This window comes from Paenibacillus sp. CF095 (assembly GCF_900101225.1).
GTDB lineage: Bacteria > Bacillota > Bacilli > Paenibacillales > Paenibacillaceae > Paenibacillus.
Window position 1 is genome coordinate 4,180,982 of record NZ_FMZN01000001.1, and the last position, 16,264, is coordinate 4,197,245.

Consider the following 16,264-nt stretch of genomic DNA (forward strand, 5'->3'; position numbering starts at 1 on the left):
GATAAAATTACATTGATTTGATCACAGTTAATGCATTGGTGCGAGATGCGCTGATTGCCGGATATATACCCGATACAATGCCAACCAGAACAGCAAACACGATGCCAAGCGGCAAAGCAGACTGCTGAATAACCACGCTCATCGGACCATTCATCTGATCTGCCATCTGACTCGCCAGCAGACTGTTCACCCCGCCGAGTGCAGCAAAGGCAATCCCCACACCAGCCACGCCGCCCATTAATCCAAGCATCGCTGCTTCTGTAATAAACATCTGACGGATCTGCCACAGATTTGCGCCCAGCACCTTCATCACACCAATCTGTTTACGACGCTGATGCGTGGACATAATCATCGCTACAATAATGGATAATGAGGCCAACAGCATGATAAAACCACCGATCCCCAATGCCGCTTTTTGGTACATCGCCAATTGACCTGCCATCGCTTCCTCTTGGAACAGATTACTCTGTGTGTTTAACGTCAGCTTTTTAATCTGTTCTTCCACCTGGGATACATAACGTTTGTCCTCAACCTTGACCAGAGCCGAGTTAAGATGTTTGGCCGCACTGCTGTCGGCCTGCTGTAATCCAAGCTCATCCTGCAATGCACGAGCTGTATCGAGCGGCAGAAATACTTTTTTATCGTTTTGAGCGCTCATCTCATCCATGTTGGAAGGCTTCGTCAACTCTCCAGACACGCGTATAGAGCCACTCATTTTGGTTTTGCTCGCATTCGCATAATCTTCATATCGGAACTGAACCAGCTGCTGAACCAGCTGATCCTGCTTGGCGGACATTTCCGTAAACTGTTCCAAAAGCTCGTTGTTATACGGATCAGCATTCAACTGCTCAAATAACTTCTGAGTTACTTTGAGGTCCACGAGTCCGAATGCAGCCCCATAACTGGTTACCGCCATACGACCATCCTCTGCCCCACGTCCCTCAGCGTACTTGTATCCAAACCCGCCCAAGGTCTCCAGCTGGGTACCAATGACCTCAACATACGTGCTGCGACCATCCGGAAGCACCATTTCCAGCGAATCCAGCTTTAACATGGGAGCCACGGCAACCACATGAGGAAGTCTTTGGATAATCTGAATTTTTTCCAACGTCAGCGCACCCCGCTCAAACTTCGATGTCTGACCATTCCCCTTGCCGTTCCCAGTACGTATGCCTTCATTGGGCGTAATCGTGATTTCATCCATCTTGTAATTGTCGTTCAATGTCTTCTCGCTATAGGTCTGTACGGACTGCCCCACGCTAAGTGCAATGATCATGGCGGCAGAGCCGATGGACAGCCCCATCATGCACAGCAGTGTGACCATTTTTCTGCGAATGATCTGTCCCCAGGCCATACGTGCTACATCCCGTATTCTCACATTTCCTCTCCTTCTGCCTCAAACTTCCCTTACAGCCTCTTCGACCAGTATTCCATGTTGCAGTGTAAGCACAACTTGCATCTGCTCTGCGACCTCTGCTTCATGTGTCACAATGACAAAGGTTGTATTCATATCCCGGTTAAGCTGCTGCAAAATCGCAATAATCTCTTCCTCCGTCTCGGTATCCAGATTCCCGGTAGGCTCATCTGCAAAGATCACCGAGGGTTCGGTAATGAGCGATCGTGCAATACTGACACGTTGTTGTTGACCGCCCGACAACTGGGACGGGAACAAGCTTGCTTTTTCACTCAGTCCAACCTGTTCCAGTAGCCTTAATGCTTTTGCTTTGCGTTTCGAAGGGCTTATGCCCATGAACACCAAAGGTAACTCTACATTTTCCCGGATCGTAAGATTGGACAGCAGCTCATAGGATTGAAAAATAAACCCGATATGACTACGCCTGAACTCAGCCAGGCGATTTTCACTGAAACGCACAATATCTTGTCCCGCAATGAGAATCTTGCCCTGATCCGGTTTCATCAGCCCCGCCATCAGATTCAGCAGTGTGGATTTACCCGAACCAGAACTGCCCAGCAGGGCTACCATCTTGCCTTCTCCAATCGTCAGGTTGATATCCTGAAGCACCGGCACAGTTCCCTGACCATTGCGGAACGAGTGGGATAATTGTTCAACTTGAAGCATTGCTACATGTCTTCCTTTCTACTTGCTAAATATGTACAGAGGTTGTTCAAAAAGATTCGCGTAGCACATTCCCTTTTCATTATAGGGTGGAGATGTATCCGGGCTGGCCGGAGTTGTATCCAACTTGTAAAATGTCATAACAAAAAGACCTTGTCCGGAGAGGAGATATCACCAGCTCCACCAGACCAAGGTCTTAATATTCGTATACCTTCCACAGCTTACCAAGCTCTGAAACTAAAGCGGTACAACTCACTTTTATCCATCGTACTGCCCACTGCAAATAGCTCATCGTCATTCCACTTCAGATTAGTAAAGTTATCAATATTGCGGTAGATCACCGTATCGGACGAAAGCTTGCTGTCATTCAGGTAAGCAACATGCAACTCACTCTTCTGATTCTGATTGTCCATCGGGTAAAAGTAAGCTATTCGCGATTCATCTGCATCCAGTTCGAAGTTCCAGATGGAACCTTGTAATACCAGATCATATTGCTCCTGCGCGGCACGATACCGATATAGCCCCTGTACCTTATTCATCGTTCCCTGGATGAGCATGTCACCATTTTTCAGCAACTTGAATTGTAGAATGTCTTCCATTGCAGCATACGCCTTCACTTCATGCCCGTCCTCAAGCGATACACGATAGATGGCATACTTGTCTTTCAGCATCACCAGCATATAAAACTGCTTCAGATCTTCGCTGACCTGCAACACATCCATTACGATAAACGTATCATTCGAACTTTTCCCTTGTTTCGGTCCTGTGAACATGTCCATCAGCTCTTCATGCGTGTAGATGATATGACTCGTCCCCTGGCTCAGATCAACTTGTTTAAATAACAGATCATCCTGACCAATGTAGGATTCGTTCCCTACAAACACTCGATAATACGAGTTGTCGTTCGGAAGCTTGCGACGTTTCCCATCCTCAATCACATACTCATACGATGTCTTCTGTGCCTGACCCGCCCGGTACTGGGAGTATATGATTTTCTTGTGATTTGGACTGATTGCAACGCCATAATCCGTATTACTCGCAATATTCTTAACTTCATTATCATCCAGATGCAGGAGAGACAGCTGAAGCCCTGAATAGGAAGGTTCCGATTGATTCAATATAATCGTGTTCCGGTCTACCACTTCAAAATCAAAGATCGCGAAGTCATTCGGAATCTTGGTCGCCGACTCGATCTGAATCGTACTGCTCGGTGGTGGCGCCAGACGACTGTTGAATTGCTCACTTGGCAATATTACTGTTCTAGGCTTGAGATTTCCGATACTGAACAGGCTTCCAATCCCAAAAATCCCGCTGACAAACGTGATCAACAGCCCGGACAGCATCAATATGTCTCGGTGTTTACGCCAAAATCCAGGATGTCTCATGCGTTCATTTCCCCCGGAAGACTGATATTTACTTGTGTCCCTTGCCGCATGATGCTCTTCATCTCCACTGTTCCTCCATGACGCTCAACGATGTTCTTCACAATAGACAGACCCAGCCCGGCACTGCCCTTCTCGGCTCTGTTGATTCCTTTATCCTGGTAAAAGGGTTCAAATACATGCTGGAGCGCTTCAGCACCGATTCCTTCTCCCTGATCACGGATCACAATAGCAATGGAATCACCTAACCGGAAGGATTGCACTTCGATGATGGAGTTCACATCACTGTACTTGACCGAGTTATCCAGAACGTTGAGGAAGACCTCCTTCAGCTTATCACGATCCCCCTGTAGATACTGATGTTCCTCCAGCTCATAGTGAATGCCTATATTGTACTTACTGGCCTTAATCGACATATCCTCGCAAGCTTCACGGATAATATCGGATACATCGATACGTTCGAATCGGTACGCCTGAATGACCGCAGACGAGACCGAAACCTCCAGAATATCCGCAACCATCGTGTTGAGACGCTGGCTTTCTTTGATAATATAATTCATGCCTTTGTCAAAAAAGTCCTGATCGGTAAATCCGTTATCCCGCAAAATCTGGGCGTACCCCAGAATCGTCGTTAGTGGTGTCTTCAATTCATGTGTCACATTGTCAAAAAAAACTTTGCTTCTCGCCTGTACTTGCTTCACTTCGTCCCGCTCTCGCTCAATCACGTCAATCTGCTCCCGAACCCGATCAATCATGACGGTGAAGCTTGAAGCCAATTCACCAATTTCATCTTTGGTTGTAATCTGAATGTCCGCATTCAGACTTCCCTGGGCCACTTCCGCAGAACGTTTTGTCAGTACACGGATAGGTTGCGTAATTTTCCGGGAAATAAAGATGGATGCGATAAATACAAATACGAAAATAACCGCTGCAAAAAACTTGATCGTATTTTGAAAACGAAGGTTGCGTTTGAACAATTCCGTGTAATCCTTCTTCATCTGTACAATTCCAATCAATTGTTGATCCATCTGGAGCGGGAAGGACAGACTGGCTGTGACCCGGCCCTTATCCACAACTGTGGTGTAAGCAATCCGGGAATGTATGGCTTCCTCCACATCAGGATGGTCAGACCGCTTAGCAACGTTAACCTCGCTGCCAACAGATCCGTATGGCGAAGCATCGGGGCCATATACTACAATCTCCCCACCAACGGCTGATCCAATCTGCTCCGCGAGCTCGCGACTCCCTGCTTCGAGCGAGTCTCTGCTCATGCGTTTGTTATGTATCAGGAAGTACTGATTCAGCGCGATGTCCAGATTTCTTTTGGATTGCACCATATCCTCATGCACTTCCCGGTACATATTCTCCTGAGCTACCTTATTGGACAGAATCAACAGGACGGAGAATCCGATAAATACAATGACCGAGAATAGCACCACCATTTTGAACTGGATCGTCCACTTCATGTCTGTACCTGAATATTCAGCTTGTACCCCACACCGAATACCGTTTCAATCATCGAAATGCCTTGCACACCGCTATCCAGTTTCTTGCGAATCCGTTGCACATGAATGTCCACCGTTCGGGTATCCCCTGCAAAATCAAATCCCCATACCTTATCCAGCAGTTCAGAACGTGTATGAACCTTACGATGATGGGTCACGAGAAACAACAAAAGATCATATTCTTTATTCGTGAGTCCGGCCCGTTCCCCGTCTTTCCACACTTCCCGTTCATCCTTGCGGATCTCAATATGCTTGCCTAGCCTTACCACCTCATAGGACTGATTCTCCAGTGTCTCGCTGATCAGATCAATCCGGCGAAAAATCGCCCGAATGCGCGCAACCACCTCACGGATATCAAAAGGCTTCGTGATATAATCATCCGCCCCAAGCTCCATGCCAAGTACCTTGTCCAGCATGTCCGACTTCGCAGTGATCATGATGACAGGTATCTTGGAGTTCACAGATAGTTGCCTGCACACATCAAAACCGCTCATATCTGGCAGCATCAGATCCAGCAGGATCAGATCCGGCTTCGAATCCCGAAGCAGATCCAGACCCTCTTTTCCCGTAGCTGCTTCCTTGATCTCAAATCCTTCCTTACGTAACGAATAGGACAGTATATCGCGAATGGACTCCTCGTCCTCAATAATTAAAATCTCTTTTTGTCTCATGATACCTTCGTAATCTCCCTGCTCTATGAATTTCCTTCATCTGCCTATATTTTGTATCCCAAGCCGTATGCTTGAATAGAGGGAAGCACGAAATGTTACAACTCCGATACAACTCTGAACCTTTTGGAAACAACATCCCGATATACTTGGATCATAAGAGACTCATACCAGACCGGACCCAAGCCTGATCTGTATCCAAGGGGGATTCACATCATATGAACAGCACACTAATTAATGATGCTTATGTCAACTATAAATCAGAAATCACAAGGTATCTATCCCATATCGTCAAACAACCGCAAGACGCAGAAGATCTGGCACAGGATTGTTTCATTCGACTAATGAACGTTACCGTGGATATCCCTGAAGACCGCATTCTCTATTATCTCAAACGCATTGCCCGTAACCTGGCGATGGACAGCTTCCGCAGGCGAACCCGTACACTCAGACGAGACAGCCGTCTGGAGGTACCTACCCATCACGTCGATACACCCCACCTTGAAATTAGCGAAGGTGTTCATGATCTTGTCTCCCATATTAACAACACCGAACATCGTAAAATATTAGAACTTCGCCTCATCCATGGATATTCCATTAAGGAAACGGCAGAGCTGGTGAATCGCAGTGAAGGCATGATTAAATCCTCTGTATTCCATGCCGTCAATCGAATTCGGGCCAAAGTCATCTCATAAGAGATGGCTTTTTCTTTACGAAAAATCATTAGTGACGGCGGATGGAAGTGTTAAGACAGGATCGAATTACCTATGGATATGTCAAAAGACCCAATTTTACAAATATCGAGTTAATTTTTACAAATTGTTATGACTATGTGAGATTTTCATGTGGTAGAATATGGACGAACTCATGAATCAACTAATATTTGGGAGGGATTTGGTTGGGTAAATTAACAGGTATGCGAGGAGTATTTCTAAAATCACTCCTGGCATTGTCCATGGCTTTGCCGCTTCAGATCGGATTATGGAACGGAGATGCATCGGTTCATGCGGAAGGGCCGACAGACCCGGCACCGTTCATCCAGGCAAAGGTTGTGAACCAAAATGCAGGTAAAAAAGTATTGTTCGACAACTCTCACGGCCAAACGGCTGGAGCTGCAGACTGGGTCATTGATGGAGGTTTCTCCGACTTCGGGAATGCACTCGCGAATGATGGTTATTATGTCAAAGAACTTCGCAAGACAACTCCATTTACCTATGATGATCTGAAAGAGTATAACGTATTCGTTATTGCAGAGCCTCAAATTCCTTTCAAAACATCCGAACAAGCAGCACTCAAACAATATGTTGAAACGGGAGGCAGCATCTTCTTTGTTGGAGATCACTATAATGCCGACCGTAACAAAAACCGCTGGGATGGCTCTGAAGTCATCAACGGCTACCGTCGGGGAGCTTTTGAAGATCCAACCAAAGGTATGAGCACCGATGAGCGTAACTCGGATGCCATGCAAAATGTAACTAGCACGGACTGGTTGTCCGATAACTTCGGCGTACGTTTCCGCTATAACGCACTTGGCGATATCAACGCTAATATCGTTGTACCGGCAGATCAAGCCTTTGGCATCACAGAAGGGGTTTCGGCTGTAGCCATGCACGCCGGTTCAACACTTGCAATCACCGATCCGGAAAAGGCAAAAGGTATTGTGTACCTGCCAAAAACCAACGCAAAATGGAATAACGCGGTGGACCAAGGTGTCTACAACGGTGGCGGGATTGAAGAAGGTCCTTACGTGGCCGTATCCAAGCTGGGTGCAGGTAAGGCTGCCTTCATCGGTGACTCCTCTCCAGTAGAAGATGCATCACCAAAATATTTGCGTGAAGAGACAGGCACACGCAAAACAACTTATGACGGTTTCAAAGAAGCCGATGATGCCGTGTTGCTCGTGAACACCGTAAACTGGCTCGCTACACAAGAGAACTACACAAGCCTAACTGAAGTGAACGGACTTGAACTGGACACAGCTACAGCGCTGCTGCCATTCGAAGAGCCAGCTGCTTCCACAGAACCACAGGCTGAACCTTGGGCCGCACCTGCTGCCGGATATAAGTGGTACGATCGTTCCACGTTTAAGGCTGGTTCTTATGGTGGACCTGCATCCAGCGCGAACGCTGCTTACAGCTTCGTGAAACAGGATACCCTTCCGAATGCAGAAGACTTCCAGATTCGTGTAGTTGTGGAGAATATGGCTCCAAACACAACCGTATCCGGTTATAGTGCCGGTATCTATCTGACTGGCGGAACTCAGGTCGCCATGATCCAGAATGAAAGTGGTACATGGCCAACTTCGTACGGCTATAGCTCCACATTCAGTGTAACCTCGGACAGCCAAGGTCGCGGGATCAAAGACCTGAACGTCCGTATTAAACCGGGTACAACTGGTGCTGCCAGCTTGCGTCTGCGTCTGAATGGCAGCAACCTGATCACCAATGCCGTGACTGTTGGCAATGTGCCAGCAGAACAGCTTCCAGAAGAAGAAGGACCGATTCCAGCAGCTATCACTGTTGCTGAAGCACGCACCAAAGCGGTTGGCACTACCGTAACTATCGAAGGTGTTGTGACGACAGAACCTGGTGCATTTGGTGGACAAGCCTTCTATCTTCAAGATGAAACTGCTGGAATCTACGTATTCCAGCATACTAGCGGCTTCCATGCTGGTGACAAGGTGAAAGTAACGGCAGCAACAACCATCTATAACAGCGAGTTCGAGCTTACGGATATCGTTGCGATTGAGAAAACAGGTACGGCTGCCGTACCTGCTCCAATCGAAGTTACAGCAATTACAGATGCGAACCAGGGTCAACTGGTTCAACTGAAAGATGTAACGATCGAGAATATCATCAGTGCTACACCAGTTGGATCTTTTGAATTTGACGCGGTAGCAGCAGATGGCACAAACACACATATCCGTGTAGACACCCGTACAGGTGTGACGGAGACTGCCTTCCCTTATGCTGCTGGTGACAAAATCGATATCACAGGCGTTTCCGCTATTTTCAAAGACGTATATCAATTGAAACCTAGAAGCTTGAATGATTTTGTACCTGCTGAAGATCAAGGTGGAGGCGAACTGCCTTCCACTCCAGCTGCGGGAGCACCGGGTAAACCGGTGCTTTCCTCTGATAGTGGATATACAACCGGCCTGTTCGAAGGTTCGTATAACGTAAGCATGAACCTCTGGTGGGGCGAAAATGGTTCCGAGTACAAGCTGTATGAGAACGGCGTTCTGATCGATACACAGAAGTTGACTGCGGCTTCACCATCGGCTCAGTCCTCGAAAACCGCCATTACAGGTAAAGCCAACGGCACGTATACCTACGTAGCTGAGCTGACCAATGACAAAGGCACAACACGCAGTGACGAGCTGACAGTTCAAGTAACGAACGCTGCTCCCGGGAAAGCGAACTTGTCCCAAAACAACTGGGATGGTGACGGCAACTACAACGTATCCATGAACCTCTGGTGGGGTACAAACGCTACTGAATACCGTCTCTATGAAAATGATGTTCTGATTGATACACAAACATTGAAAGCTGCTACACCAGCTTCTCAAAGTGCTACAACGGAATTGTCCGGTCGTGCTAACGGAACGTATACGTACCGTGCTGAGCTGATCAACGCCGCAGGCGTAACCAGCACCGAGTCAATTACGGTTCAAGTAACCAAAGCGTTGCCTTTGGCTAGCTAAGTCTCAGCTAAGAAGCCTAACGTTTAACCAAGCAACTAAAAAACCGAAACCAACATTGCCTGATTCACAGGGCAACATGGTTTCGGTTTTTTAGGTTCATTTCAAACGTTCCGGCTCATATCCATTTCTAACAAATAGAATGCTGTTCCATACAGCACAATAAGCGGCCACGGCGATGACACTAATGAAAAAAATCAAGTTCATCTGTGTAAACGTATAACTGCTTCCTGTGAAAATAATCAGGATTGCACTGAGCCCAATATTTTCTCTGTTATGTTTTTTAAACTTCTGAAAGATCATTCTGTACAGCAATATCAATACCATAAACCCAATCCATATAAAATAAAATGTTTCCATAGGTCACCTTCCTTTTAAAAACTCACTTCTTGTATGGATATCTAAGAGTAGTATTAATTAATATCCTTAATTCCCTTTATATAGAAACCTATTAATCTTACATGTAATTGGAAAATAATTCAATCATCTTTATAACATATTCTTGGAATCCTCTTATTCCTCGACGGTTAGCTGTGCAACAAGAACGCACCGTTGTTTTTGTGCAGACACAAAAAAAGACTATCCCTGCCAATATTCTGGCACCGAATAGCCCTCTCTTCTTCCTCTATCATCTAATCTTAATTTATCATCTAATATATTCGTAGCTCCACGTTAACCCTACACCAACTTCTTACGGATATACCCCGAGATCAGGTCGATAATCGTGATCATCACGATTATCCCCAGCAGGATTATACCTACTCGCGGCCAGTTCCGAGTGCTAAGTGCAAAGATCAGCGGTGTACCAATCCCCCCTGCTCCGATCACGCCCAGTATGGTCGCGGAACGTACATTAATCTCGAAACGATACAACGTATAGTTTAAGAATCCAGGCATAACCTGCGGCAGGATGGCAAACCACAACTGCTGCATGCGATTGGCTCCAGAGGCAAGCAGCGCCTCAGATGGGCCATAGTCGATATTCTCAACTTCATCTGCGTATAATTTACCCAACATGCCGATGGAGTGTAACCCAAGGGCGAGTACCCCTGCAAACGATCCGGGACCTACTGCTTTAATGAACAACAAGGCCATGATAATCTCAGGGAACGTGCGGATAAAGCTGAGTACCATTTTGCCTGCACCCGAGATGGAACGATGCCCACTCATGTTACGGGCAGACCAGAATGCAAACGGAATACAGAGCACAGCCGAGATCACGGTACCCAGCACGGAAATCGCCAGCGTATCCAACAGTCCGCGCAGCAAGTCTTCTCCCTCAGGCAGATATACAAAATCCCAGTCCGGTGAGAAAATTCCGGCGACAATGGCCTTCATAATCTGAGCAGCGGTTTCCTTGAACCCAGTAAACGGTACACCGGCAAGCGCCCAGACATACACAAGGATCAGCAGTAACACAATGACCCAGCGAAGCGGGTTCTTCCGTGGTTTAGGCCGGATGCGGCTTGTTTCATTTTTCATCATAGCAATTTCTCCCGCAGCTTAGTACTTACATAATCAATGATCAGAACGATGACGAGGGTAAACAGAATGATTACGCTGGTCTTGTCATACTCCAGGAATCCAAGTGTTGCCTCATAGTAGAGTCCAATTCCTCCGGCTCCCACCAGTCCCAGAATGGCAGCGGCACGTATATTAATTTCGAAGGCATACAGCACATAGGATGTGAACTGGGCAGCCAGTTGCGGCACTACGCCATATACAATGAGCTGAATCCGGTTCATACCAACAGCCGTCATCGCTTCCATGGGCCCCTGATCAATGGTTTCCAGCGTCTCATAGGTCAACTTCGCAATCAGACCTATCGAGAACACAGCCAGTGCCAAGATTCCGGGGATGGGCCCCAAACCAAATACAGCAACGAACAAAGCAGCAAGCAGCAGATCTGGCACGGTCCGAATCAGGTTCAGCAGAAAACGTGCCGGATAGTAAATCCAGCGACTTGGCATCAGGTTACCAGCACAGATGATCGAGACTGGTATCGCAATAATCGCACCAATGGTTGTCCCAATCAGGGCCATTCGGATCGTTTCCAGCATACCTTGCACGATATTATCAAAGTAACTCCAACGGGGTGGGAACATTTCCTTTAGCAGATCCAACATGTTGGGAAAACCTTCAAACAACTCTGTAAAGCTGGCATCCGTCTGTTTGGCACTGGCCCACAGAAGGAGCAGAATGATCACTAAAGTGAGCAGATGTTTCGTACGCCCAGGCGGTTTTGGGCGATTCACAACCTGAGCCGGGTTGGAACCAGGTTCCTTCCCCACTCCGCCTGAATTCTGAAGTGGAACGTTGGACTGCCCCTTCATACCACAACTTCTCCCTGCTCATGCACAGCCTGCTTGTCCAACAATTCGTCAGCCAGAATTGGTCTGCCGTATATTTCTGCAAAGCGCTCATCCGTCGCCTCTTCCACCGGACCGTCGAATACGACCTCGCCTGCTCTCAACCCGACAATACGGGTCGCATACTCTCTCGCCAGATCAATAAAGTGAAGGTTGACGATGGTCGTAATCCCAAGGTCTTGATTGATGCGTTTCAGGTCATCCATAACCTGCTTGGTTGTAAGCGGGTCAAGTGAAGCAACCGGTTCGTCGGCCAGAATGATTTTTGCTTCCTGTGCAAGTACACGAGCAATAGCGACACGCTGTTGTTGTCCACCAGACAACTGATCTGCACGGGAATAAGCTTTCTCCGAGATATTCACACGATCCAGTGCAGTGAATGCCAGTTCAATATCCTCTTTTGGAAAACGACCCAGAATGGTACGCATGGTGGAATGATATCCAACCCGTCCAGCGAGTACATTACGAAGTACACTGGACCGTTTCACCAGATTAAAACTCTGGAAGATCATGCCGATGTCACGTCTGATCATGCGCAGCCGTTTGCCTTGTGCCTTCGTGATGGAACTTCCGTTAATCAGAATCTCGCCCTCACTAATGTCGTGCAGTCGGTTAATGGAGCGTAAGAGCGTTGATTTACCCGCACCGGACAGACCCACTACAGCAATGAATTCACCCTCCTCAAATTTCAGATTAATATTATCCAGGCCCTTGGTGCCGTTAGCGTAAGTTTTGGTAACGTTATGAAGCTCAATCATGACAATATCCTTCTTTCATTCATAATGATCAACCATACATGAGTCTTTGCTATAATGGCACAAGCCAGCGCAGCGTAGATCACGCTGAACTGGCCTGTCCATTGCTACGATTAAGCTGTTCCAATCCAAGAAAGCTACTACAAAGTGAACAGATCCCGAACTACTTTTGGATCAGAATTATTCACCTTTCACTTTTTCGCCATACTGGCGAACGATCTCAAACTTGCTATCATCGGACTCTACATAACCTTCATGCGTATAGATTTCTTTGATGATCTGGTGACCTTCAGTATCTTTCCCGATATCGATGAAGGCTTGTTTGATCTTCGCAGTCCAATCTGCATTCATGTCTGTACGAACGGCAATGGTATCGTTAGGAATAGGCTCAGTGAACGCCAGTACACGTGTATCTTCAAATACAGTCGGATAGTCTTTAGCTACCGTGTTGCGGGCATCTTGGAAAATAGCTGCTGCATCAACGTCACCGTTCAATACAGCGATAACACCTTGGTCATGACCTTTCAACGTTACAGGTGTTACATCTTTTAATGGATCAATGCCTCTGTCCAGCAAAAGACCTGCTGGCCATACATAACCTGCGGAAGACGTTACGTTTTGGTAAGCGACTTTTTTACCTTTAAGGTCCTCGATGGATTGAATCGGCGAATCTTTTTTCACAATGAACATGGATTTATATGAATCTGCCAGTTGCTCTGTAGGAGCTCCAGTCTCATCATTTACACCAAAACGTTGTGCTTGCAGAATAACTTGTGCAGCGCCTTTTTCTTTAGCCAGTACATAAGCTGTCGGAGGCAAGAAACCTACGTCTACTTTGTTGGAAGCCATTGCTTCAATAATTGTGTTGTAGTCGGTGGATACGCTGACTTTTACCGGAATGCCCAGTTTGTCACCAAGCAGCTTCTCCAGCGGTTTCGCTTTAGCTTCAAGCGTATCTGCATTCTGGGAAGGAACAAATTGAACCGTCAATTCAGTTGGCACATAACCTTCGACAGCTTTCTCTGTCTCTGCCGCAGACGTACCGGATGCATTCGAACTCGCATTATCCCCGTTAGCCGAACCTGTTGTACTACTGCTAGACCCACAAGCACTCAGAAACAGAACCAAAATCAACAATGGTAAAAATAAAGCAGACTTCTTCAAACGAACACCCTCCAAAGAGTTTCTATTTTTCAGTACTTATCTACTATAGTTGCCAAATATTAGCGCGATGTGAAACGGAATTTGGAGTTTTGTAAAGTTTCCTGTCAGGCTGTCAGCAGGTCTTGTATCTGTTAGAATAGGCTCATTATGGTTGAAGATATAGGAAGAACATTGGAGATAACGGCATATACTTTGGTTCTTCAGCCTATTCTGTCTTCTCCGTTTTATGGTAATTCCATATATCTGAACTTATATATTAGAGGAGATTGTAAAATGACATCCACAAACCATACGGCAAGCTTCGACATTCTGTTCACCAGTGATCTGCACGGGGCCATCCGTCCCATTCATTACAATACCAATGCATACCGCCCAGCCGGACTTGCCCTGTTAGCTTCCCTGATTCGTAAGGAACGTGAACGTTCACCTGAGCTCATGCTGGTGGATAACGGAGATCTGCTGCAAGGATCACCCTTGGCCTCCTATGCAGCTTCACAGGTTTCCAAAAACGAAGTGCATCCATTCATAACAGTATTGAATGAACTCGGTTATGATGCTGCGGTGATGGGCAATCACGAGTTTAACTATGGTCAGAATCTGTTGCACGGAGCGGTTGACGCTTCCAATTTCCCCTGGCTGTCTGCCAATATTGTAAAAGATGAGCAACCAGACGTACCTGCCTTCGGTCCTCCGTATCTAATCAAAACATTGTCCACGGGTGTCAAAATTGCCCTGTTGGGCGCAACTACGCACTACATCCCAAACTGGGAGCATCCGAAAAATATTGAGGGGTTACAGTTCCTTGATGCCTTTGAGACGATTCGTGCATGGGTTAGCTATATCCATGAGCATGAACAACCAGATGTAATGGTTGTCAGTTATCACGGCGGATTTGAGAGTGATCTGGAGACAGGCGAGCCAACCGAACGGTTAACTGGAGAAAACCAAGGCTATTCCATCTGCCGGGACATCGAAGGGATCGATGTGTTGCTTACCGGACATCAGCATCGTCAGCTTACCGCTAATATTCATGGTGTAACCGTCATTCAGCCGGGATTCAGTGGAAATGGTGCGGGGCATGTATCCGTTCAGTTGGAACAATCATCGGGCGGGAAATGGCAGATTACAGATAAGAAGGCTCGGTTGTTACTTCTGGATGAACATAATGAAGTTGAGCCTGATGCGACGGTCTTGAAACTTACGGATGAGCTGGAAACTGAGGCACAAGCATGGCTTGATCAGCCCATTGGCGAGGTGGCTGGGGATTTATCCATCACCAATGCTACGGCTCTGCGACTCAAGGCACATCCATTCATTGCTTTTGTACATCAAGTGCAGATGGAAGCGACTGGAGCGCAGCTCTCCAATACCGCCATGCTGAGTGAAGAAGCTCGTGGATTCGGGAGTCACATCACCGTTCGGGACGTGTTATCCAACTTCATCTACCCTAATACTCTGACGGTGCTGGAGTTGAGTGGTCAGGATATCCGGGAGGCACTGGAACAAACGGCTCGTTACTTTGAAGTGAATGCTTCTGGCGAGGTGGCAGTCAATCCGGCTTATATGGAACCCAAACCTCAGCATTATAATTACGATATGTGGGCTGGCATGGAGTACGAACTGGATATTTCCCAACCTGTCGGCAGTCGAGTTGTGAAGTTGGAACGTGAAGGCAAGCCAATGGACATGAATGGCACATACTCTGTGGTGATGAACAGCTACCGCGCTGCTGGCGGCGGGGATTATGCAATGTATCCGGGCAAAAAGGTACTGCACGAAGGTGCCACGGACATGGCCGCACTGGTGGAAGATTACATCCGCAGACATCAACCGTTAACGGTGGAGCAGGCGGATAACTGGAAAGTTATTGGAAGTTAAATGAGAAAGAGCAGGTCCTGTGATCAGGATCTGCTCTTTTGTTTTCAACCTATAACTTCGTATAAAAACGTAATGTAGTTGATTTCAGCCTCATAATTTTAATACATATTGGAATTGAACTGACCATTAGCTTAAAGAAAAAACAACCAGTTGGTTGACCGGCTGCTTACTTGTTCTTATTTGAATTTTCCTATCCTGTCCTGTCCTGTCCCGTTATCCGATATATTGAAGGATTAACTGATATAACGCTATTGAAAATCCTAAGATACTCGCTTTCATTTTAGATGGGTGATTTCTTTCGCTGCGAATCAAATATAAGAAAACCACAATAAACCCTGCGGGGATCCATAGCTCAAAGACACCTTTTGTTGTACTTTGAGAATAAATTGGAGTAATGAACGTACTAATCAAAAAGTAAAAGAAAACCGTAAAACGCCTTGTTTCTAATTGCTTGCTCCACCTTACCAGAAAGAAAATAATAATGATTGCGATAATCATAATGTGAACAGGGGGTAGGAGAATAGCAGCATTTCCAAATTTGAATTCCATTCCACATTGCCCTCCTCTCTTTTAATGCATCACATGACTGACTACAGGCATACGTGTAAAAATTCATTCTCATGCTTCAAAACCGCTGGCAACCTTCCAAATACAGACCTATTCCAATATATCCTTATTTTAACATACAATCACATTTCCATTTCCCACGTTTATTCAATAAAATATGCAAAAAGAGCAGAATTGAGGAGCATCGTGCCCTCATCCC

Annotated in this window: 14 protein-coding genes; 3 read left to right on the top strand and 11 right to left on the bottom strand. The window is 46.5% G+C overall.

Annotated elements, in window-relative coordinates:
* Nucleotides 1-7 precede the first annotated feature (7 nt).
* The 5 genes from BLS69_RS18495 to BLS69_RS18515 all read right to left on the bottom strand — a co-directional run bounded on the left by BLS69_RS18495 (nucleotide 8) and on the right by BLS69_RS18515 (nucleotide 5,635).
* Nucleotides 8-1,378: an ABC transporter permease gene (locus BLS69_RS18495; protein WP_091034327.1), complete on the bottom strand. Its 1,371-nt coding sequence runs from the start codon at nucleotides 1,376-1,378 to the stop codon at nucleotides 8-10.
* 18 nt (nucleotides 1,379-1,396) lie between these two features.
* A complete protein-coding gene (locus BLS69_RS18500; RefSeq protein WP_091034330.1) occupies nucleotides 1,397-2,080 on the bottom strand; it encodes an ABC transporter ATP-binding protein in 684 nt (227 codons plus the stop codon).
* Between the two features lie 218 nt (nucleotides 2,081-2,298).
* Entirely contained in the window at nucleotides 2,299-3,462 is a 1,164-nt protein-coding gene (locus BLS69_RS18505; protein ID WP_091034332.1) for a hypothetical protein, read from the bottom strand.
* The gene (locus BLS69_RS18510) at nucleotides 3,459-4,925 is read right to left on the bottom strand and encodes a sensor histidine kinase (RefSeq protein ID WP_091034335.1); all 1,467 of its coding nucleotides are present in this window, start codon (nucleotides 4,923-4,925) and stop codon (nucleotides 3,459-3,461) included. The genes BLS69_RS18505 and BLS69_RS18510 overlap by 4 nt, the downstream gene beginning before the upstream one ends.
* Nucleotides 4,922-5,635 carry a response regulator transcription factor gene (locus tag BLS69_RS18515; RefSeq protein ID WP_036606313.1) on the bottom strand — a complete coding sequence of 238 codons (714 nt, stop codon included), beginning with the start codon at nucleotides 5,633-5,635 and terminating at the stop codon, nucleotides 4,922-4,924. Before BLS69_RS18515 ends, BLS69_RS18510 begins: the two co-directional genes overlap by 4 nt.
* A gap of 215 nt (nucleotides 5,636-5,850) precedes the next feature.
* Here BLS69_RS18515 and BLS69_RS18520 point away from each other — a divergent pair, with 215 nt between their 5' ends.
* The gene (locus BLS69_RS18520; RefSeq protein WP_091034338.1) at nucleotides 5,851-6,327 is read left to right on the top strand and encodes an RNA polymerase sigma factor; all 477 of its coding nucleotides are present in this window, start codon (nucleotides 5,851-5,853) and stop codon (nucleotides 6,325-6,327) included.
* 221 nt (nucleotides 6,328-6,548) lie between these two features.
* The gene (locus tag BLS69_RS18525) at nucleotides 6,549-9,335 is read left to right on the top strand and encodes a chitinase N-terminal domain-containing protein (RefSeq protein ID WP_371129081.1); all 2,787 of its coding nucleotides are present in this window, start codon (nucleotides 6,549-6,551) and stop codon (nucleotides 9,333-9,335) included.
* Nucleotides 9,336-9,431: 96 nt separating this feature from the next.
* On the opposite strand, the gene BLS69_RS18530 is transcribed toward BLS69_RS18525, so the two are convergent.
* The 5 genes from BLS69_RS18530 to BLS69_RS18550 all read right to left on the bottom strand — a co-directional run bounded on the left by BLS69_RS18530 (nucleotide 9,432) and on the right by BLS69_RS18550 (nucleotide 13,620).
* On the bottom strand, nucleotides 9,432-9,692 hold the full coding sequence (locus tag BLS69_RS18530; RefSeq protein WP_091034343.1) for a hypothetical protein: 261 nt from the start codon (nucleotides 9,690-9,692) through the stop codon (nucleotides 9,432-9,434).
* Between the two features lie 318 nt (nucleotides 9,693-10,010).
* A complete protein-coding gene (gene phnE / locus BLS69_RS18535) occupies nucleotides 10,011-10,817 on the bottom strand; it encodes a phosphonate ABC transporter, permease protein PhnE (RefSeq protein ID WP_017690380.1) in 807 nt (268 codons plus the stop codon).
* Complete coding sequence (gene phnE, locus BLS69_RS18540; RefSeq protein WP_091034346.1) at nucleotides 10,814-11,665, bottom strand: phosphonate ABC transporter, permease protein PhnE; 852 nt, start codon at nucleotides 11,663-11,665, stop codon at nucleotides 10,814-10,816. The genes phnE (BLS69_RS18535) and phnE (BLS69_RS18540) overlap by 4 nt, the downstream gene beginning before the upstream one ends.
* The gene (gene phnC, locus BLS69_RS18545; RefSeq protein ID WP_091034347.1) at nucleotides 11,662-12,459 is read right to left on the bottom strand and encodes a phosphonate ABC transporter ATP-binding protein; all 798 of its coding nucleotides are present in this window, start codon (nucleotides 12,457-12,459) and stop codon (nucleotides 11,662-11,664) included. The genes phnE (BLS69_RS18540) and phnC overlap by 4 nt, the downstream gene beginning before the upstream one ends.
* A 177-nt stretch (nucleotides 12,460-12,636) precedes the next feature.
* Nucleotides 12,637-13,620 (bottom strand): phosphate/phosphite/phosphonate ABC transporter substrate-binding protein, encoded by a 984-nt coding sequence (locus tag BLS69_RS18550; RefSeq protein ID WP_091034349.1) that lies wholly within the window; start codon nucleotides 13,618-13,620, stop codon nucleotides 12,637-12,639.
* Between the two features lie 273 nt (nucleotides 13,621-13,893).
* Between BLS69_RS18550 and BLS69_RS18555 the strand changes: the two genes are divergently transcribed.
* A complete protein-coding gene (locus BLS69_RS18555) occupies nucleotides 13,894-15,498 on the top strand; it encodes a bifunctional metallophosphatase/5'-nucleotidase (protein ID WP_091034350.1) in 1,605 nt (534 codons plus the stop codon).
* A gap of 213 nt (nucleotides 15,499-15,711) precedes the next feature.
* On the opposite strand, the gene BLS69_RS18560 is transcribed toward BLS69_RS18555, so the two are convergent.
* Nucleotides 15,712-16,047: a hypothetical protein gene (locus BLS69_RS18560; RefSeq protein ID WP_091034352.1), complete on the bottom strand. Its 336-nt coding sequence runs from the start codon at nucleotides 16,045-16,047 to the stop codon at nucleotides 15,712-15,714.
* Nucleotides 16,048-16,264: the final 217 nt, after the last annotated feature.